Below are 17,967 nucleotides of genomic sequence, written 5' to 3'. Positions count from 1 at the left end.
GCTCCTATGTTGTGTTAAGTGTTGGCAGATATCTGAACCCCGCCCTAGCGGTTCGGAACTTGAACCCCGGAACTTCTCCCTCCCCATATGAAGTCCGGGGCTTTTTTTGCCTGCGATTTACTCAGCAGGCAATTCAGCGCCTTTATCCGCCAGTTCCATCCAGCCTGCCAACACAGTGTAGGCCTCTTCCAGCCCCATGCGTTTCGGCGCGGAGAACAGCTGGATCGTCACCAGATCACCCCACCCCTTGCGAATTTCCGACTGCACTTTGAGCAGCGTGTTCTTGGCTGCGCCATACGTCAGCTTGTCCGCTTTGGTCAGCAGGATGTGCATCGGCATGCCGGCCGCAACGGCCCAGTCGAGCATCAGCAGGTCGAAGTCGGTCATTGGATGACGGATGTCCATCATCAGAATCAGACCCTTCAGACTCTCGCGACCACCCAGATACGCCTCAAGGTGACGCTGCCAGTGTTGCTTGAGCGGGATCGGCACTTTTGCATAACCGTAGCCCGGCAGGTCGACCAGACGACGATCATCGTCTAGCTTGAAGAAGTTCAACAGCTGTGTGCGACCCGGAGTTTTCGAGGTACGCGCCAGGCTGGCGTGAGTCAGGGTGTTCAGGGCGCTGGATTTGCCGGCGTTGGAACGACCGGCGAAGGCCACTTCAAAGCCTTCGTCGTCGGGACACTGATCGACTTTGGCCGCACTGAGCATGAACGTGGACTGTTGGCACAGGCCGAGGATGGGATTTTTGAGCTGCATGGGATTTCCGATGTGGGCGGCGCCGGGAATGGGCGCGGAACGCGGTGTCGCTTCCGTTTCAGTGACGCCAGTATATAATGCCGCAGATTTTGTGTGTGCTTTGTCCCAGCGAAGGATGAAGTACACGAGAGCGACAGACCTTGATTGCGCATTAGAACGCAGAACGCTCTCAACCCTGAAAAGGTCGTTTCAATGGCTGCTGGCTACCGGAGTCTTGATGCCGCTTTATAGCGCACAGGCTACACAGGATCCGGAAGCCGTGTACAACCGTGTTTGTAGTGCCTGTCATTCCGGCCAACTACCCATGGCGCCCGAAAGAGGCGATCAGGCAGCTTGGACGCCGAGGTTGGCGAAAGGTATGGAGACGCTGGTGCAACACGTGACCCAGGGTTTCAAGGCGATGCCGCCGCGTGGTTTGTGCATGGACTGCAGTGCCGAGGATTACCAGGCCATCATCCTTTGGATGAGCGCGAGTAAGCCCGGTCCATAACTTTTAACCCTTAGCCGTAGTTGGATTAGCTGATGAACAAATTGATCGTGAGTCTGCTGTTGACCGTGGGAATCTCAGGTTTCGCCCATGCTGCCGGTGATGCAGCAGCCGGCCAGGCAAAAGTTGCCGTATGCGGAGCCTGTCATGGCCCGGACGGGAATAGCATGGCACCAAATTTTCCAAAACTGGCCGGCCAGGGTGAACGCTACCTGACCAAGCAACTGCACGATATCAAGTCGGGCAAGCGCGTCGTTCTGGAAATGACCGGCCTGCTGACCAATCTGAGCGATCAGGATCTGGCAGACATGGCCGCGTACTTCGCCAGCCAGAAAGGCAGCGTCGGCGCCGCCGATCCCAAGCTCGTCGCGCGCGGTGAAGCGCTGTTCCGGGGCGGCAACCTGACCAAAGGCCTGCCAGCCTGTACCGGTTGCCATTCGCCGAACGGTACCGGCAACGCCGCCGCCGGCTTCCCGCACTTGGGTGGCCAACACGCTCAATACATCGCCAAACAGCTGACTGATTTCCGCAAGGAAGAAGGCGGCCGCACCAACGACGGCGACACCATGACCATGCAGACCATCGCCAAACGCCTGAGCGACGAAGATATCGCCGCGGTCTCCAGCTACATTCAAGGTCTGCACTAAGACCCGCGAATCGAGGGTTGTGCGCGCCTTAAAACGCCAGCAATGTTAACGCTCGATTAATCCGTCGCAGCAAGTATAAAAAGGGTGGCTTTGGCCGCCCTTTTTTGTGGCCGCTGCCGTTACACTACAGAACTCATGCCCGCCACGACCTGTCTGAACACAGGTCGCGCGAGGCGACCAAAATTGTCCAGGAGTAAAGCATGCGTAATCTGATCATCAGCGCCGCCCTCGTCGCTGCCAGCCTGTTCGGTGTGACCGCTCAGGCCGCTGAAGCCCCTGCCGCACCTTATGTTGAACTGGCTAACCCGGTGCCAGTGGCAGAGCCTGGCAAGATCGAAGTGGTCGAGCTGTTCTGGTATGGCTGCCCACACTGCTACGCTTTTGAGCCGGTGATCAACCCATGGGTCGAAAAACTGCCCAAAGATGTGAACTTCGTACGCATTCCTGCCATGTTCGGCGGCCCATGGGACTCTCACGGCCAGATGTTCCTGACGCTGGAAGCCATGGGTGTCGAGCACAAGGTTCACGCCGCGGTTTTCGAAGCCATCCAGAAACAACACAAAAAGCTGACCGACAAGAACGACATGGCTGACTTCCTCGCCACCCAAGGCGTGGACAAGGACAAGTTCCTCGCCACCTTCGACTCTTTCGCCATCAAAGGCCAGATCGTCAAAGCGCGTGAACTGGCCAAGAAGTATGAAATCACTGGCGTTCCAACCATGATCGTCAACGGCAAGTACCGCTTCGACATCGGCTCTGCCGGTGGTGCGGAACAAGCGCTGAAACTGGCTGACCAGTTGGTCGCCAAAGAGCGAGCGGCAACCAAGGCTGCTGCCAACTAAGCGCGGCAACCGCCATGCGCCGCTGGAAGACCGAACGCACCGTTGGCCTGCATGATCCGCAGGTCAACGAGCATCACCTGGCGTCTACGGGCCTGCCAGCAGACCAACGTCTGCGCTTGCTCAGTTTCAACATCCAGGTCGGTATCAGCACAGAGCGTTATCGGCATTACCTGACGCGCAGCTGGCAGCATTTGCTGCCGCACACCGGGCGCTCAGGCAATTTGCAGAAGATCGGCGACCTGCTCGGCGACTTTGATCTGGTCGCCCTGCAAGAAGCCGATGGCGGCAGCCTGCGTTCAGGCTACGTCAATCAAGTCGAACACCTGGCCCATCTGGGCGCCTTCCCCTACTGGTATCAACAACTCAATCGCAACCTCGGTCGACTGGCGCAGCACAGCAACGGCGTGCTCAGTCGTCTGCGCCCGTGGGCGATTGAAGATCACCCGCTGCCCGGCCCGAAAGGTCGCGGGGCAATTCTGCTGCGTTTCGGCGAAGGCCCGGAAGCGCTGGTGGTCGTGATGATGCACCTGGCCCTCGGCGCGCGAGTGCGCAGCCTGCAACTGGCTTACATTCGTGACCTGATCAGTGGCTATAAGCATCAGGTGTTGATGGGCGACATGAACACCCATGCCAGCGATCTGCTACAACAGTCACCGTTACGCGATCTCGGCTTGCTCGCCCCGCAGGTGGAAGCGACATTCCCCAGCTGGCGCCCCCAGCGCTGCCTTGATCATATTTTGCTCAGCCCGACCCTGACCCTCGAAAAGGTCGAAGTGCTGGCCCAACCGATTTCCGATCACCTGCCGGTCGCGGTAGAGATTCGTCTGCCGGGTTCGCTCACGGCCGATGCATTGCCCGCGTTGAGTCCTGCCCCTCGCGGAACCCCTGAATGAGCGACGACGCCCAGCGCTGGAAAGAGAAATACCTCAAAAGCATCGAACAACAGGACAAGCTCGAACGTCGTTGGGCCGCGCGGCTCGACTTGCTGCGCCGAGGCCTGGTGCGCAGCACGCTGGCGGCCGAAGGCACCGACCGAGTGGTTGATCAATGCATGAAAGAGATGCGCGAGGTGGTGCGTACCGACGACATGGACGCCGGCCTCGCCGCCCTGTTGCCACGCCTGGAAAAAGCCGTGCTCGATTCCGAGCAGCGCCGCGAGACACGCATTGATCAGGTCAGCACTGCGCTGACTTCGCTGGTGGCACAATTGCAGGCGTTGCCCCTGCCGCGGGAGGTCGCCCAGCCACTGAAGAAGTTTGCCAAGCAACTGGATGGTCGCGTCGGACAAGCGCGGGAAATGCCGCTACTGCTGAGTGAACTGAGCGGTTTGCAGGGAAAAGCGTTGAGCCAGCTGGAGACGCCAGCAGAGCCAGGACGCCCGGGGTTGTTGCAGCGGCTGTTTGGCAGTCGTGAAAGTGAGGAGGCGACGACTCCTGTTGCTCCTGCACCTGAGCAGGCCGCCCCCGTCGAGCAACCGCACGCCGCGCCTGCACCTGAACCTGAATCCGAACTGGTGCAAGCCGCTCCTGCCCCCATCGCTGCGTCGACAACGGCGATCAAGGAAGCTGCACCCGTTGTAGCCATCGAGGCGACAACCACTGCGGCTCCGCTTCAAGCCGAACCCGACGTGGTCGCTTTCGTTGCGCCCAAGATCGCCACCGAAGCGGTCGTCCCCCCGACTGAAGCAGCAGTAATCGACCCAGCAGCCTCTACAGCACAGGCTCACGCTACATCCGACGCCTTCAACCCAGACGAATTGATTCACCCAGGGGATCCTGCACCGCTGATCCTCGACAGCCTGCCCCTGCCCGAACCTATTGCTCAGGCACTGGCTGCCATCGACCCGGAGCAAGCCGAGCACGACGTTCTTTTCGCCTTGCCGGATTCCCCGGAGCCATCCTATAGCTCCGTGGCCAAACACATCGAGGACACGCTGATCGGTCTGCTCGACGACCTGACGCTGCCAGAACGCCACCGTCCGCAAGCCGAGGCCATGCGCGAACGGCTGAAACACGGCTTGAACTGGTACGAACTGATCCCGATCCTCGACGATCTCGCAACATTGATGCTGGCCATCACCGACAGCGGCCAGCACGAATTCGAAGCCTACTTGCAGCAACTCAACGAACGCCTCGAAGCGTTTCAGAGCAACCTGCAAGCCGCCAGCGAAGGCCATGCCGACAACAGCTCGGCAGCGCGGGCCATGGACACGCAGATCCGCGAGCAAGTCGACGGTTTGCAGACCAGCGTGCAGGAAGCGGCGGATCTGGATGACCTCAAGCAGGTGCTGGAAAACCATCTGGAAGGCTTGCTCGGCACCATGGATCAACACCAGAAACAGCGCGACGCCCGCGAGCAGGAAGTGGCGGCGCGGCTCAAAGGTCTGTCCGAACGCGTGGCGCACATGGAGCAGGAGGCGCAGGGCTTCCGCGAGCACCTTGAAGAACAGCGCCAGAAAGCCCTCATCGACCCGCTCACCGGCCTGCCAAACCGCGCGGCTTGGAGCGAACGGCTTGAGCATGAGATCAAGCAATGGCAGCAACACGGCAACACCCTGAGCCTGGCGATGCTCGACCTTGATCACTTCAAACGGATCAATGACAACTATGGCCACCTGGCTGGCGACAAAGTGCTGAAGATCATCGCCACCGTGCTGCGCAAACGCCTGCGGGGGTCCGACTTCATTGCCCGTTTCGGCGGCGAAGAGTTCGTCCTGCTGCTACCGGCCACCCCGCCAGCGATCGGTGCGAAACTGCTGGAAACCCTGCGTGCGGCAATCGAAGCCTGCCCGTTCCACTTCAAAGGCGAACGGGTGACGATCACGATTTCCATGGGCTTGGCGACGTTCAGATCGGGAGAACACAGTGATCTGGTGCTGAAAAGAGCCGATCAGGCGCTTTATCGCGCAAAAAATGCAGGGCGCAATCGCGTCGAACTGGGCTGAGCAAATTGTTCCATTTTGTTTAAATCCGCCCGCCGACCGTCTTCACGCAAGGCTGTACGTTACACTGTTGCATTATTGTCTTGTGTGTAATGCCTTCTGCCATGAAATTTTTTGCCCTCCTCGCGTCTCTTCTTGTTCTGGCCGGTTGCGCCAGCGGCCCGCGTTATGACACCAGCCATCCTTCAGTCAATTACGACAGCCGCATCCAGTTCGTGGTCGTGCATTACACCTCGACTTCGCTGGAGCGCTCGTTGCAGCTGTTGACTCATGGTGAAGTCAGCAGCCATTACCTGATCGGCGACGACAAGAGCGCCACCGTCTACAAGCTGATGGACGAAAACCAGCGCGCCTGGCATGCCGGTGAAAGCCAGTGGCAGGGCCGCACGTGGCTGAACTCAAGCTCGATCGGCATCGAAATCGTCAACCCCGGCTTCAAGGACACCCCAACCGGGCGCCTTTGGTACCCGTACAGCGAGGCGCAGATTCAATCGCTGATCGTCCTGCTCAAGGACATCAGCAAGCGCAACGGTATCAGCCCACGGCACATCATTGGTCACAGCGACATCGCTCCCTTGCGCAAGCTTGATCCGGGCCCGCTGTTCCCGTGGAAGCGTCTCGCCGCCGAAGGCTTGGGCATTTGGCCCAACGAGCAAGCCGTGGCACGCCAGCAAGCGCTGTTCAACAACGGCGAACTGCCGACTATCAGTTGGTTCCAGGGGCAATTGTCGCGTCTTGGTTACGACACGCCGCAGACCGGCGAACTGGACGTCGCAACGCGCCACGTCCTCGCGGCGTTCCAGATGCACTTCCGCCCTTCGCGCTTCGACGGCACGCCGGACGCGCAAACGGCCGCGCTGCTGCTGGTACTCAATCAGACAAAATAATGACGCCCGCCCGACGGTCAGGGCGTAATTGCAATCAGCAGCTATAACTCATTGGTAATTCTTCGGATATTCCATGATGGTTGCTACCCGAGAGACGCTGCGTAGCTGGTTTTATCGCCCCTGGTTTTTGGCGATGATCGCGGCTGTCCTCAGTACCAGCCTGTTGATCGCCGGCGGGATATTCGTGGCGATGCGTCAGGTCGAGCAGAGTGAAAGCCAGGAAATGAACGCCCAGGGCGAGCGTTTCCTCGCCCGTCTCGAGCAACTGTTCGGCCAATTGCGCGAAAGTCTTGATGACCTCGAGGCCCAGCCTTTGCGCAGTTGCGATGACGAAATGATCGCCACGCTGCAGCAGGTCACCTTCAACTATCGCTTTGTCTATGAAGCGGCCTACATGGACGCCTCGCGGATCTGTTCCAACCGCCCTCGCCAGGAAGGCTTGTCAGTGGTCCGCGCACCGGACATCAGAGGCCCGACCTACAGCTATTGGCTGAACACCACCACCGAACCCGATGAAAACCGCGCCGCGCTGATGCTCGGCCGTGGCAATTTTCGCGTGGCCACCTCGCGCGGGCATTTGACCGACATGGTCGACCTGTCACCCGGCAGCAGCCTGCTGGTGGTGCTGGATCATGGCACCCGCGCGATTCCGGTGCTGGGCAAGGCGCAGGCATGGCCACCGACCGAACACTGGCCGCCGAAAAGCCAGGACGCCTTGCAGGTCACCCAGACGCGCCTGATCTATCGCATGCCCACCGCCACCCCGGAATACCAACTGGTGCTGATCACGCCGCGCACCGGCATGCACATTCCCGCTATCTGGTGGTGGATGATTCCGGCCTGTCTGTTGCTTGGCGCGTTCGTCGGCTTCTTCGTGTTTTTACTGGTGCGCCAGCGTCAGTCACTGGACGCCGAGCTGCACGGCGCCATCCGCCGTGGCGAATTGCAGGTGCTCTATCAACCGATCTTCGACCTCGACACTCGCAACTGCGTAGGTGCCGAGGCCCTGCTGCGCTGGCGCCGTCCGGACGGCACGCTGACCAGCCCCGACCTGTTCATTCCACTGGCAGAAAACACCGGGCAGATCCGGCAGATGACCGACTTCGTTCTCCAACGCTTGCTGGAGCAATTGGGGCCGGTGCTGCGTGCCAACCCGCAGTTGTATATCTCGGTCAACCTCGCTGCCTGTGACGTGATGGTGCCGCGTATCGGCCAGGTCATGGCGCGCCTGCTGACCCTGCACAGAGTCGCGGCCAAGCAGATTGCGTTCGAGGTCACCGAACGTGGCCTGATTGATGTGGTGGTGGCGAGGGAAAACCTGCAAGCATTGCGTGATGTCGGCCATCAGGTGTTGATCGACGATTTCGGCACGGGATATTGCAGTCTGGCCTATCTGCAAACACTGCCGGTGGACTGCCTGAAAATCGATAAGGCGTTCATCGACGCACTCGGCCATGACGCTGCCAGCAGCGGCGTCGCGCCACACATCATTCATATGGCACAGGCGCTGGATTTGAAGGTGATCGCCGAAGGGATCGAACTCGAATCACAAGCCCAATTGCTCAGCGGCGAAGGCGTGAAGTTCGGTCAGGGCTGGCTGTTTGCGCACGCCCTGAGCGCGGTACAGTTCATTGAACTGATCACCCGTGGGCGACGGCTAGCCGGTCGCCGAATGGATGACGAAGCTTAAACTGCCAACGCCATGTAGAACTGAGTCCCCTGCCCCGGCCGCGAATAAACGCCCATCCGTCCGCCATGCAGTTGGACAATTTCCTTGCACAGCGCCAGCCCAAGCCCGGCGCCACCCTTCTTGCGTCCAACCTGGACGAACGGCTCGAAAATTCGCCCTTGCTGGCCGTAGGCAATGCCTTCGCCGTTGTCTTCGACGCTGATGATCACCCGCTCGCCGTGGCGACGCGCCTGCAAGCGGATCTGACCGTCGCGGGCGGTGTGGCGCAGGGCGTTATCGATCAGGTTGTCGAGCACTCGATCCAGTTGGGCTTGATCCGCCTGCAAGCGCGGCAGCGGGCCCTGAACCTCTACCATCAACGCGATGCCTTTTTCCGCGGCCGTGTCGGCAAAGCGCAGTTGCGCCTGCTCCAGCAAATCTTCGATGGTGCACGGTGCCAGTGTCAGTTTCTGCAAGCCATTCTGGTAGCGTGAGAAGTTGAGCAAGTCGTTGATCAACTGCATCAAGCGCTGCATCTCTTCGTTGACGGTGTCGAGCAGGTCCGCCTCACGAGAATCCGCCGCAAACTTCGCCCGCTCACGGAACAGGCCGAACGCCATGTGCATACCAGTGACTGGCGTGCGTAGCTCATGGGAGGCACGTAATACGAATTCGCTGCGCACCCGCTCGAAGGCACGCTGCTCAGTGACATCGTGCAGCACCATCACCGCACCCAGAATATGACCCTGGGTATGGCTCACCGGGGTCAGGCTATAGGTCAGCAGGCGAGATTCGCCGTCGACCTCAATGCTCAAATCTTCCGGTGCTCGTTCGAGAGTGCCGCCGCGCAACACCAGTTGCAATTGTGCATCCAGCTCAGGCCGCCCAAGTGCGCTGCCCAGGCCCTGCCCGAGACGGTCATCGTCCCAGCCCAACTGGCGCTGGGCGACCGGGTTGAGATGCTCCAAGTGGCCCTCGCGGTCGATCATCAGCAAACCGTCATCGATGCTGTCGAGCACGGCCTGTAAGCGTTGTTGACCGGCCATCAATTCGTCGACGTTAGTCGCCTGATGCTCACGCAAGGCTTCGGCCATCAGCCCGAACCGCTTGGTCAGCAGATTCATTTCCATTGCTGAGGAAATCGGCAGGGTCACCTCAAAGTTACCTTGGCCGATATTGTCCGCCGCCCGCGCCAGCGCCTCGATCGGTGCGCCGAAACGCCGGGCAATACCTTGGGCCGTGACGAAACCGATGATCAACACCGCCAGGCCCACCAGCCCAAGCAGGCCGGCAACCAACAGCGCCCGCTCGCGGGCATCTCGCTGGACTGCGTTGATATTGTCGAGCGCATGCTTGTGCTCGGCGATCAGTCCGTTGCGCAAGGTATTGAAGCGCTCGCGGAAGTCCGCATTGCTCATCATCGTCTTGGCAGGATCACGGGACAGGTCAAACGCCTGCAGGAAATTCAGATAATCTTTTTTGGCCTGACTGAAACCATATAGCTGACCATCGCCCTCCTGCTCCCGGGCGATGCCTTCGTCGAGCAACTGGAAATAATGCTGCCTGGACGCTTCGAACGCCACGGGATCAGGCTTTTCCGCCAGCATGATGATCAGTTGGTCACCCAGCGTCTGCCGCAGCTTGAGGCCCAGATCAAGGGTGGCGAAGTTACTGCGCACTCGCTCTTCCTGAGTTCCAGCCATCTGCATCACGCTGACCAGCCCGAGCAACAGCCCGAGCAAAGCCACGGTGATCAGTGCGGAAATACTCAGGAACAAGCGGGTCCGCAACTTCATCGCCAGTTTCATCGTCGGGCGCTCACAGGTTGTACTGCTTGCGCTTGCGATACAGGGTCGAGGCGTCAATGCCCAGGGTTTTCGCCGCTTGATCCAGCGTGCCCGCGGTGGCCAGAACGGCGCCGATATGCGCTTTTTCCAACTCGTCCAGGCTCAGCGCCGCGCCAACCCTCGGCGCATTGCTGGCTGGTTGTTCGGCCATGCCCAAATGGCTGATTTCCACGCGCTCCTGCGGGCAGATGATGCTTGCGCGCTCAACCACGTTGCGCAATTCGCGGATGTTGCCCGGCCAGCGATAACCGAGCAACGCCTCACGGGCTTCGTCACTGAACCCCCGCGCCGGGCGTGCGTACTCTTTAACGAAACGGGCAAGAAAGCGGTCGGCCAAGGTCAAAATGTCTTCACTGCGCTCGCGCAACGGCGGCAAGTGCAAAGTGATGACGTTGAGACGATAGAGCAGGTCTTCACGGAAACGCCCGTCGCGCACCATGTCCTCAAGATTGAGGTTGGTCGCCGCCAGAATGCGCACGTCGGCGCGACGAGTGACCGGGTCGCCTACCCGCTCGTATTCCTTGTCCTGAATGAAGCGCAGCAACTTGGGTTGCAACGTCAGGGGAAAATCGCCGATTTCGTCGAGAAACAGCGTACCGCCGTCGGCCTGATTGACCCGACCCAAAGTACTTTCGCTGGCGCCGGTAAATGCACCGCGACTGTGACCGAACAATTCGCTTTCCATCAGTTCGGCGGTCAGCGACGGGCAGTTAATCGTCACGCAGGACTTCTTCTCGCGTTTGCTCCAGCCGTGAATCGCCCGGGCCAGTTCACCCTTACCGGTGCCGGATTCACCCAGAATAAGAATGTTGGCGTCGGTGCTCGCCACCTGCCGCGCGGTCTCGAGTACGACTTTCATTGCCGGACTGTGAGAATCGAGGCCGTCCTTCGGCTTGCGGATCTCGCCTTCGAGGGCTTCAAGACGCGCCGAGAGTTGGCGCACTTCCAGTTGCTTGGCAGTCGCCAGGCGTAACTGATCCGGGCTGCACGGCTTGACCAGATAGTCGGCGGCGCCGGCCTGAATGGCATCCACGGCGGTATCGACAGCCGAATGCGCGGTGACGATCACCACGCGCATCCACGGCGCCTGAATGCGCATTTGCGCCAGCACATCAAGACCGTTGTCTTCACCCAAGCGCAAATCAAGGAAGCACAGATCAAAGACCTGGCGTTGCAGCAGTGCGTCCGCCTGGGCCGCGCTGTTGGCAGTGGCGACCGTATAGCCTTCATCTTCGAGGCAATAACGGAAGGTTCGCAGGATGGCGGATTCGTCGTCCACCAGCAGAATGCGGCCTTGATGCTCAGTGGCAGATTCCATTTTTCCTACGCTCCATAGTGATTGGTCTTGGGTTAGTCCCGGAAAAATCGGGCAAGTTGCATGGTTGATTCTGAACGATGCCTGCCATAGGAGGGTAGCTCTCTCCTGCCTTAACGGCTAATACACTGATTTTGTTGATTTTTTAAACAATCACCGATTTGCAGGGGATTCCCTGCGTACTTTTCTGACATCCGCGCCCTGCTCTCAATTCCATAAGAATGAAATCTCCTACGAAATAATCGTGCATTGCGCACGATCTCAGGAGCCCCATCGTGCAGGATGCGTCTTGATTCATTTTTATAGTGCTCATAACCAATTGATTTTATTGGATATTTTTCAAATAAAAATTGGCATGCAGCCTGCAATATCTCTTTTAGCCCGGGCAGATCAGAACTGCCCTAACCGAATAAGAGTGAGGAACCCAGGATGACTCGCCAACGTGCCGCCCAAGTGCGTATCTCGCCACTGCATATCCAGCAAGGCCTGTTTGGCGTTCTTGCGTTGTTGATCACCCTGATCGCGTGCCAGCAATACCTGAGCTGGGAAAACAGCCAGAAGGCTGAGCCGCTGATCTCGATGCAACACCACACGCAGATGCACTTCAGTGCCGTCAGCAATAGCCAGGCAGAGAGCGCCTCGATGCGCATGATGGATGTTGATCAGGCGCAGCCACTGGATCAGATGCCACGTGAAGAGCGCTGGGTTTTCTAACTGTTAAACAGATTCGGGCGCGATGCGCCGGAACACGCCACACCCCTAAATAGAGAAGTAAGGAGAATCACCATGTTGAGCTGGGCAATTACATTCTTGATCATTGCCATCATCGCTGCAGTACTGGGCTTCGGTGGTATCGCGGGCACCGCCACGGGTATCGCCAAGATTCTCTTTGTCGTGTTCCTGGTGATGTTCATCGCTTCCTTCTTCTTTGGCCGTCGCGGCCGAGGTTAACGATGATTGCGTTAAAGACATTGGCAGCCGCCCTGCTTCTGGGCGGTAGTGCCATGGCGATGGCGGCCAACGACGGCCAGACGCGAGTCAACGAACTGTTGAGTTCTGACCCGCAATACAGGGAAACCTGGGAAGGCGTGGTGAAGAAGGAAGAACGCCTGCCGGAATGGGTGATGAACCTGTCCGGCACTTCCGAACAGCAGATGAACGCGGTGGAAGAAGATGGCGACAAGTATCTGGTTGGCCCGCTCTGCGAAAATGCAGACAAGTGCCTCAACCATCGCTTGATCGTCGCGTTCAGCTTCGACAAGGACGATGCCTACGGCATGCTGGTTGATGTGCCCGAAGGCCTGCCGTCCGACAAGTCGCCAACGCGACATGCCACGTACAGGTTCTTCGGCAAGCCCGATCAGGGCATGCAGGATCTGCTGATGGAAACCCTGAAGAAAGATCCGAAGTGGTACTGAGTTTGAACATGAAGGCAGCGGCCTCGCTGCCTTCCATTGCGCCCACCCGAGGAAGGTCGGCGCATGACCAGGGGGCCGGGACGTTCTGACTGTTACAGGGTCGGAGTGACCTACGGGTACAGGGAGTGCCTGCGCGAGGGCCGGGTCAGGGTAAAAGCTGCGTCGCAGGTTCGCCGACCCACAGTGGCTCGACGGACTTGCGCTGAGCTTTCAATCAGGCAGAACATTGATCTAGAGCGTCCTGCTCATCCTTTAATCGCTCACACTGCGCGCGAAAACATTTCGCGGTGTTTCCTGGCGACCGTATATCGCGAAAACATGTTTCCAACCAGTAGGACTTCTAGTCTCGAAATGTAGGCTTTTTCCGAAAATTTCCGTCGAAATTACTCGTTCAAAAAACAACCAATCTGCGCTGTGATGGCCGGTTCACGGCACTTATGCCGGCTGAAATGTCGCAATCGAACCGGTTGGGACGCCAGTTTCGTTAAAAAAAGCTCATGCCGATTCGGCATAGGGTAGGCGTTTACGGCATTAGACGGCGCAACCTCGCATCGGAATAGTTGCGCCTTTTTTCGCCTGCCGAGGAGCCGTAAACACGCGCTTCCGGGCACCTTATACGGAGGCAGATGCACAGACTTTTCCGCTAAAAAGCGTTCCAGTTCCTGCATCTGCCTGAGTCAAACGCAAGTAAGGGTAAAGATAATGAAGAAGGCAAAACTCAGCCTCGCCTGGCAGATCCTCATCGGTCTGGTTCTAGGGATTGCAATTGGTGCGTTGCTCAACCATTTCAGTGCCGAGAAGGCCTGGTGGATCAGCAACGTCCTGCAACCGGCAGGCGATATCTTTATCCGTCTGATCAAGATGATCGTGATCCCGATCGTCATCTCTTCCCTGATCGTCGGCATCGCTGGCGTGGGCGACGCCAAGAAGCTCGGGCGTATCGGCCTGAAGACAATCATCTATTTCGAAATCGTCACCACCATCGCCATTATTGTTGGCCTGGTTCTGGCGAACGTGTTCCATCCGGGTGCCGGCATCGACATGAGCACGCTGGGCACAGTGGATATCTCCAAGTACCAGGCCACTGCCGCCGAAGTACAGCATGAACACGCATTCATCGAGACCATCCTCAACCTGATCCCGTCGAACATCTTCGCGGCCATGGCTCGCGGCGAAATGCTGCCGATCATCTTCTTCTCCGTGCTGTTCGGTCTCGGTCTGTCGAGCCTGCAGTCGGATCTGCGCGAGCCGCTGGTGAAGATGTTCCAGGGCGTATCGGAAAGCATGTTCAAAGTCACCCACATGATCATGAACTACGCCCCGATCGGCGTATTCGCACTGATCGCGGTGACTGTCGCTAACTTCGGCTTCGCGTCCCTGCTGCCGTTGGCCAAACTGGTGATCCTGGTTTACGTCGCCATCGCTTTCTTCGCCTTTGTGGTACTGGGCCTGATCGCCAAGCTGTTCGGCTTCTCGGTGATCAAGCTGATGCGCATCTTCAAGGATGAACTGGTGCTGGCTTACTCCACCGCTTCCTCGGAAACCGTGCTGCCGCGCGTGATCGAGAAGATGGAAGCCTACGGTGCGCCGAAAGCCATCTGCAGCTTTGTGGTGCCGACCGGTTACTCGTTCAACCTCGACGGTTCGACCCTGTACCAGTCCATCGCCGCCATCTTCATTGCCCAGCTTTACGGCATCGACCTGTCGATCAGCCAGCAGCTGCTGCTGGTGCTGACCCTGATGGTCACCTCCAAAGGCATCGCCGGCGTACCGGGCGTGTCCTTCGTGGTGCTGCTGGCCACTCTGGGCAGCGTCGGAATTCCGCTGGAAGGTCTGGCGTTCATCGCCGGTGTCGACCGCATCATGGACATGGCGCGTACTGCACTGAACGTGATCGGGAATGCCTTGGCCGTGCTGGTTATCGCGCGCTGGGAAGGCATGTACGACGACGCCAAGGGCGAGCGCTACTGGAACTCCCTGCCGCACTGGCGCAGCAAGGAAAAACTGCCGGCTGGCGAGATTTCCAAGAACTGACACACCCCTGTAGGAGCTGCCGGAGGCTGCGATCGGTTGATCTTGCTGTTAAAAACAAAATCAAAAGATCGCAGCCTTCGGCAGCTCCTACAGTAGATTGGAGCCAGCCCTGCTATAGGGGCGCCAGCAGTCGTAGACAAACCCCGGAGAAATCCGGGGTTTGTCGTTTCTGGCGACCCCGCTATCATTCGCCGCATCTTCCGGGGGATTTGACTGATGCTTAATGGCCTGTGGCTTGGCTTCTTTGTCGTGGCAGCAATATCTGCGCTGGTGCAGTGGCTGGTCGGCGGTAACGCCGCAATCTTCGCGGCGATGGTGGAAAGCATTTTTGCCATGGCCAAGCTCTCGGTCGAGGTCATGGTGCTGCTGTTCGGCACTCTCACCCTGTGGCTGGGTTTTCTGCGCATCGCCGAAAAGGCCGGGATCGTCGACTGGCTGGCCAAGGCGTTGGGCCCGCTGTTTCTGCGCCTGATGCCGGAAGTCCCACCCGGTCACCCTGCCCTTGGCCTGATCACCCTGAACTTCGCCGCCAACGGACTTGGTCTGGACAACGCCGCCACGCCGATCGGCCTGAAAGCCATGAAGGCGTTGCAGGAACTCAACCCCAGCGCCACCATCGCCAGCAACGCGCAAATCCTGTTTCTGGTACTCAACGCCTCCTCCCTGACCCTGCTGCCGGTAACGATCTTCATGTACCGCGCCCAGCAAGGCGCGCCGGATCCGACCCTGGTGTTTCTGCCGATCCTGCTGGCAACCAGTTGCTCGACCATCGTCGGCTTCCTCTCGGTGGCATTCATGCAGCGTCTGCGGGTCTGGGACCCGGTGGTGCTGGCCTATCTGATTCCCGGCGCGCTGATCCTCGGTGGCTTCATGGCGCTGCTGGCGACGATGTCGGCCACCGCGTTGGCGGGTCTTTCGTCGATCCTCGGCAATCTCACGTTGTTCGGGCTGATCATGCTGTTTCTGGTGATCGGCGCCTTGCGCAAGGTGAAGGTTTACGAAGCATTCGTCGAGGGTGCGAAAGAGGGTTTCGACGTTGCCAAGAACCTGCTGCCGTATCTGGTCGCAATGCTCTGTGCCATCGGCGTGCTACGCGCCTCCGGGGCACTGGATTTTGGTCTGGACGGGATTCGCCATCTGGTCGAATGGGCCGGTTGGGACACGCGGTTTGTCGACGCGCTGCCGACGGCGATGGTCAAACCATTCTCCGGCAGCGCTGCGCGGGCAATGCTGATTGAAACGATGAAAACCTCCGGCGTGGACAGCTTCCCGGCGCTGGTGGCGGCGACGATTCAGGGCAGTACCGAGACCACGTTCTATGTGTTGGCGGTGTATTTCGGCGCGGTGGGGATTCAGCGCGCGCGGCATGCCGTGGGTTGTGCGTTGTTGGCGGAGTTGGCGGGCGTGATTGGCGCGATTGGCGTGTGCTACTGGTTCTTTGGCTGATAGAGAAACCTGTGGGAGCTGGCTTGCCAGCGATGAGGGCAGCACATCCAGAATCTCTGGTGACTGACACACCGCCATCGCGGGCAAGCCCCACAGGGATTGTGTCGGGCCTAGGGTTTGGGGGGAGCGAGCCTCTGACCCTGGTCTACCGCCCACGCCACAACCTTCGCGGTCAGGCGATCACTGGCCTGGCCAAACCCGGCCACCACCGCCGGCACCTGCACATCGTTCAACGGCTGACGCTCTTCAAAGCGGCGACTGGCGAGAATCCGCTGGTCATAGCCACGCACCAGCAGCGCATCGACTTGCACCACGACGCTGGCCTGATTGCCCTGATATTCAGTCTGAAACGCCTGCAAATTCCCGCCCAGCTCCAGATCCGCCGCAAAGTTACTGTCATCGGTGCTAAGCAGCGTCACGCGACCATCACGCTGAAACCCATCGAGCAGCCGATTACGCAGCAGCACCGGCGCCGGATCGCTCCAGCGTGAGGCCTTGTAGCTGCTGATTACGTCGCCCTGCGGAATCACCGCGATGCTCGGCCGGTTCAACGCTTCGCTGGCCTGCAACTTGTTCAGGCGCAGCGACCACTGCTGCGGCGCCGCCGAACTGGCCGAGGCGGGTACTTGTGCACTCGGCAAGCGATAAACGTCCGATGGCTCCGACTTGGGCAAGATCGAGCAGGCGCTAATCAGGGAAAAGCCGGCAGCGAGGAGGGCGAGGCGAGTCAGCTTCATGGCGTGAACTCCTTGTTCTTGTCACTGCCCAGCAGGTAACCGCTGGGGTTGGCCTCCAGGCGTTGGGAAATGGCACGCAGCGACGTCAGGGTTTCACGCAGTTCGCGGATCGCCGGGGCGAGGCCATTGAGGCCCTGCATGCCGTTGTCGAGGGAGTTCTGGTTCTTGCTCAGCAGGCCGTTGATGGTCGCGCTGCTCTGTTCCAGCGACTTCATCGCCTGCTCGGCGCTGCCCAGTGCCTGTTTGCCCTGATCGTTGAGCAAACCGTTGGCATTGCGCATCAGCAGTGAAGTCTGTTCGAGCATGTTGCCGGCCTGTTTACCGACGGCCGCCAGTTGCTGCATGGCCTGTTTGATGTCGCCGCGCTGATCGTTGATGGTGCCGGTGGTCTGTTCCAGATGGGCGAGGGTGTTGCTGACACGTTCGACGTTCTCGGCAGAGAACATGTGGTTGGCGTTATTCAGCAGGGCACTGATGCCGGTCATCAAGTCGCTGCTGTCATTGAGCAGGCGCGAAATCGGCGAAGGCGAGGCGACGATGGTCGGCAGATTACCGTCATGTCCACGCAGTTTCGGGCTCTCGGGCGTACCACCGCTGAGCTGGATGATCGACGTCCCCGTGATCCCGGCCAGCGCCAGTTTGGCCTGGGTGTCTTCCTTGACCGGGGTGTCACCGGCCAGTCGAATCCGTGCCAGCACCCGCCGTGGATCTTGCGGATCAAGGCGCAGGTTGATCACATCGCCGACCTTGATCCCGCTGTATTGCACCGGGCTGCCCTTGGACAAACCACTGACCGCCTCGCTGAAGACAATCTCGTAATCCTTGAACTCGGTATCGACGCTGGACTTGGCCAGGAACAGACCGAAGAGCAGGGCGCCGGCCACCACGATGACGGTGAACAGGCCAATCAACACATGATGGGCTCGGGTTTCCAT

17 protein-coding genes are annotated in these 17,967 nt (G+C 59.3%); 12 read left to right on the top strand and 5 right to left on the bottom strand.

The genetic code is table 11. The features are described from left to right. Window positions 1-117: 117 nt before the first annotated feature. Window positions 118-762: a ribosome biogenesis GTP-binding protein YihA/YsxC gene (yihA, locus tag PSH79_RS00295; protein ID WP_305440677.1), complete on the bottom strand. Its 645-nt coding sequence runs from the start codon at window positions 760-762 to the stop codon at window positions 118-120. A gap of 217 nt (window positions 763-979) precedes the next feature. Here yihA and PSH79_RS00290 point away from each other — a divergent pair, with 217 nt between their 5' ends. The 7 genes from PSH79_RS00290 to PSH79_RS00260 all read left to right on the top strand — a co-directional run bounded on the left by PSH79_RS00290 (window position 980) and on the right by PSH79_RS00260 (window position 8,256). Beyond that, a complete protein-coding gene (locus tag PSH79_RS00290) occupies window positions 980-1,252 on the top strand; it encodes a cytochrome c5 family protein (protein WP_305440676.1) in 273 nt (90 codons plus the stop codon). A gap of 32 nt (window positions 1,253-1,284) precedes the next feature. After that, window positions 1,285-1,896, top strand: a complete 612-nt coding sequence (locus tag PSH79_RS00285; protein WP_187677289.1) for a cytochrome c — start codon at window positions 1,285-1,287, stop codon at window positions 1,894-1,896. A 200-nt stretch (window positions 1,897-2,096) separates the two neighbouring features. After that, window positions 2,097-2,738 carry a thiol:disulfide interchange protein DsbA/DsbL gene (locus PSH79_RS00280; RefSeq protein ID WP_305440674.1) on the top strand — a complete coding sequence of 214 codons (642 nt, stop codon included), beginning with the start codon at window positions 2,097-2,099 and terminating at the stop codon, window positions 2,736-2,738. A gap of 14 nt (window positions 2,739-2,752) precedes the next feature. Next, complete coding sequence (locus tag PSH79_RS00275; RefSeq protein ID WP_305440672.1) at window positions 2,753-3,631, top strand: endonuclease/exonuclease/phosphatase family protein; 879 nt, start codon at window positions 2,753-2,755, stop codon at window positions 3,629-3,631. Beyond that, window positions 3,628-5,682, top strand: a complete 2,055-nt coding sequence (locus tag PSH79_RS00270; protein WP_305440671.1) for a diguanylate cyclase — start codon at window positions 3,628-3,630, stop codon at window positions 5,680-5,682. The genes PSH79_RS00275 and PSH79_RS00270 overlap by 4 nt, the downstream gene beginning before the upstream one ends. Window positions 5,683-5,783: 101 nt before the next feature. Continuing rightward, entirely contained in the window at window positions 5,784-6,566 is a 783-nt protein-coding gene (locus PSH79_RS00265) for an N-acetylmuramoyl-L-alanine amidase (RefSeq protein WP_305440669.1), read from the top strand. Window positions 6,567-6,639: 73 nt separating this feature from the next. After that, entirely contained in the window at window positions 6,640-8,256 is a 1,617-nt protein-coding gene (locus PSH79_RS00260; protein ID WP_305440667.1) for an EAL domain-containing protein, read from the top strand. On the opposite strand, the gene PSH79_RS00255 is transcribed toward PSH79_RS00260, so the two are convergent. Both PSH79_RS00255 and algB read right to left on the bottom strand, forming a co-directional pair. Next, window positions 8,253-10,043, bottom strand: a complete 1,791-nt coding sequence (locus PSH79_RS00255) for a KinB sensor domain-containing domain (protein WP_305440666.1) — start codon at window positions 10,041-10,043, stop codon at window positions 8,253-8,255. The genes PSH79_RS00260 and PSH79_RS00255 overlap by 4 nt on opposite strands. Before the next feature lie 10 nt (window positions 10,044-10,053). After that, window positions 10,054-11,400 (bottom strand): sigma-54-dependent response regulator transcription factor AlgB, encoded by a 1,347-nt coding sequence (gene algB, locus PSH79_RS00250; RefSeq protein ID WP_305440665.1) that lies wholly within the window; start codon window positions 11,398-11,400, stop codon window positions 10,054-10,056. 426 nt (window positions 11,401-11,826) lie between these two features. Here algB and PSH79_RS00245 point away from each other — a divergent pair, with 426 nt between their 5' ends. From PSH79_RS00245 to PSH79_RS00225, 5 genes are all read left to right on the top strand, one after another. Next, window positions 11,827-12,111 (top strand): hypothetical protein, encoded by a 285-nt coding sequence (locus tag PSH79_RS00245; RefSeq protein WP_305440664.1) that lies wholly within the window; start codon window positions 11,827-11,829, stop codon window positions 12,109-12,111. A gap of 72 nt (window positions 12,112-12,183) precedes the next feature. Beyond that, window positions 12,184-12,348, top strand: a complete 165-nt coding sequence (locus PSH79_RS00240; protein ID WP_003177151.1) for a DUF1328 domain-containing protein — start codon at window positions 12,184-12,186, stop codon at window positions 12,346-12,348. A 2-nt stretch (window positions 12,349-12,350) separates the two neighbouring features. Continuing rightward, window positions 12,351-12,815, top strand: coding sequence for an inhibitor of vertebrate lysozyme family protein (locus tag PSH79_RS00235; RefSeq protein ID WP_305440662.1), 465 nt, complete (start codon window positions 12,351-12,353; stop codon window positions 12,813-12,815). A gap of 702 nt (window positions 12,816-13,517) precedes the next feature. Beyond that, window positions 13,518-14,849 carry a glutamate/aspartate:proton symporter GltP gene (gltP, locus tag PSH79_RS00230; protein WP_305440660.1) on the top strand — a complete coding sequence of 444 codons (1,332 nt, stop codon included), beginning with the start codon at window positions 13,518-13,520 and terminating at the stop codon, window positions 14,847-14,849. 216 nt (window positions 14,850-15,065) lie between these two features. Further along, window positions 15,066-16,295, top strand: coding sequence for a nucleoside recognition domain-containing protein (locus tag PSH79_RS00225; protein WP_305440658.1), 1,230 nt, complete (start codon window positions 15,066-15,068; stop codon window positions 16,293-16,295). 110 nt (window positions 16,296-16,405) lie between these two features. Here the strand turns inward: PSH79_RS00225 and PSH79_RS00220 are convergent, their stop codons facing one another. Then, window positions 16,406-17,032, bottom strand: a complete 627-nt coding sequence (locus PSH79_RS00220) for an ABC-type transport auxiliary lipoprotein family protein (protein ID WP_305440657.1) — start codon at window positions 17,030-17,032, stop codon at window positions 16,406-16,408. Further along, the gene (locus tag PSH79_RS00215) at window positions 17,029-17,967 is read right to left on the bottom strand and encodes an MlaD family protein (RefSeq protein ID WP_305440656.1); all 939 of its coding nucleotides are present in this window, start codon (window positions 17,965-17,967) and stop codon (window positions 17,029-17,031) included. Before PSH79_RS00215 ends, PSH79_RS00220 begins: the two co-directional genes overlap by 4 nt.

This window comes from Pseudomonas sp. FP2196 (assembly GCF_030687715.1).
Classification (GTDB): domain Bacteria; phylum Pseudomonadota; class Gammaproteobacteria; order Pseudomonadales; family Pseudomonadaceae; genus Aquipseudomonas.
This window is presented reverse-complemented; position numbering and strand designations above follow the sequence as displayed.

Bases quoted from the DNA above. Each gene is read 5' to 3' on its own strand.
- PSH79_RS00220 (WP_305440657.1), bottom strand. From the start codon at position 17,032: ATGAAGCTGACTCGCCTCGCCCTCCTCGCTGCCGGCTTTTCCCTGATT.
- PSH79_RS00225 (WP_305440658.1), top strand. From the start codon at position 15,066: ATGCTTAATGGCCTGTGGCTTGGCTTCTTTGTCGTGGCAGCAATATCT.
- PSH79_RS00235 (WP_305440662.1), top strand. From the start codon at position 12,351: ATGATTGCGTTAAAGACATTGGCAGCCGCCCTGCTTCTGGGCGGTAGT.
- PSH79_RS00265 (WP_305440669.1), top strand. From the start codon at position 5,784: ATGAAATTTTTTGCCCTCCTCGCGTCTCTTCTTGTTCTGGCCGGTTGC.
- PSH79_RS00270 (WP_305440671.1), top strand. From the start codon at position 3,628: ATGAGCGACGACGCCCAGCGCTGGAAAGAGAAATACCTCAAAAGCATC.
- PSH79_RS00245 (WP_305440664.1), top strand. From the start codon at position 11,827: ATGACTCGCCAACGTGCCGCCCAAGTGCGTATCTCGCCACTGCATATC.
- PSH79_RS00260 (WP_305440667.1), top strand. From the start codon at position 6,640: ATGATGGTTGCTACCCGAGAGACGCTGCGTAGCTGGTTTTATCGCCCC.
- PSH79_RS00215 (WP_305440656.1), bottom strand. From the start codon at position 17,967: ATGGAAACCCGAGCCCATCATGTGTTGATTGGCCTGTTCACCGTCATC.
- algB (WP_305440665.1), bottom strand. From the start codon at position 11,400: ATGGAATCTGCCACTGAGCATCAAGGCCGCATTCTGCTGGTGGACGAC.
- PSH79_RS00290 (WP_305440676.1), top strand. From the start codon at position 980: ATGCCGCTTTATAGCGCACAGGCTACACAGGATCCGGAAGCCGTGTAC.
- PSH79_RS00255 (WP_305440666.1), bottom strand. From the start codon at position 10,043: ATGAAACTGGCGATGAAGTTGCGGACCCGCTTGTTCCTGAGTATTTCC.
- PSH79_RS00280 (WP_305440674.1), top strand. From the start codon at position 2,097: ATGCGTAATCTGATCATCAGCGCCGCCCTCGTCGCTGCCAGCCTGTTC.
- PSH79_RS00275 (WP_305440672.1), top strand. From the start codon at position 2,753: ATGCGCCGCTGGAAGACCGAACGCACCGTTGGCCTGCATGATCCGCAG.
- yihA (WP_305440677.1), bottom strand. From the start codon at position 762: ATGCAGCTCAAAAATCCCATCCTCGGCCTGTGCCAACAGTCCACGTTC.
- PSH79_RS00285 (WP_187677289.1), top strand. From the start codon at position 1,285: ATGAACAAATTGATCGTGAGTCTGCTGTTGACCGTGGGAATCTCAGGT.
- gltP (WP_305440660.1), top strand. From the start codon at position 13,518: ATGAAGAAGGCAAAACTCAGCCTCGCCTGGCAGATCCTCATCGGTCTG.
- PSH79_RS00240 (WP_003177151.1), top strand. From the start codon at position 12,184: ATGTTGAGCTGGGCAATTACATTCTTGATCATTGCCATCATCGCTGCA.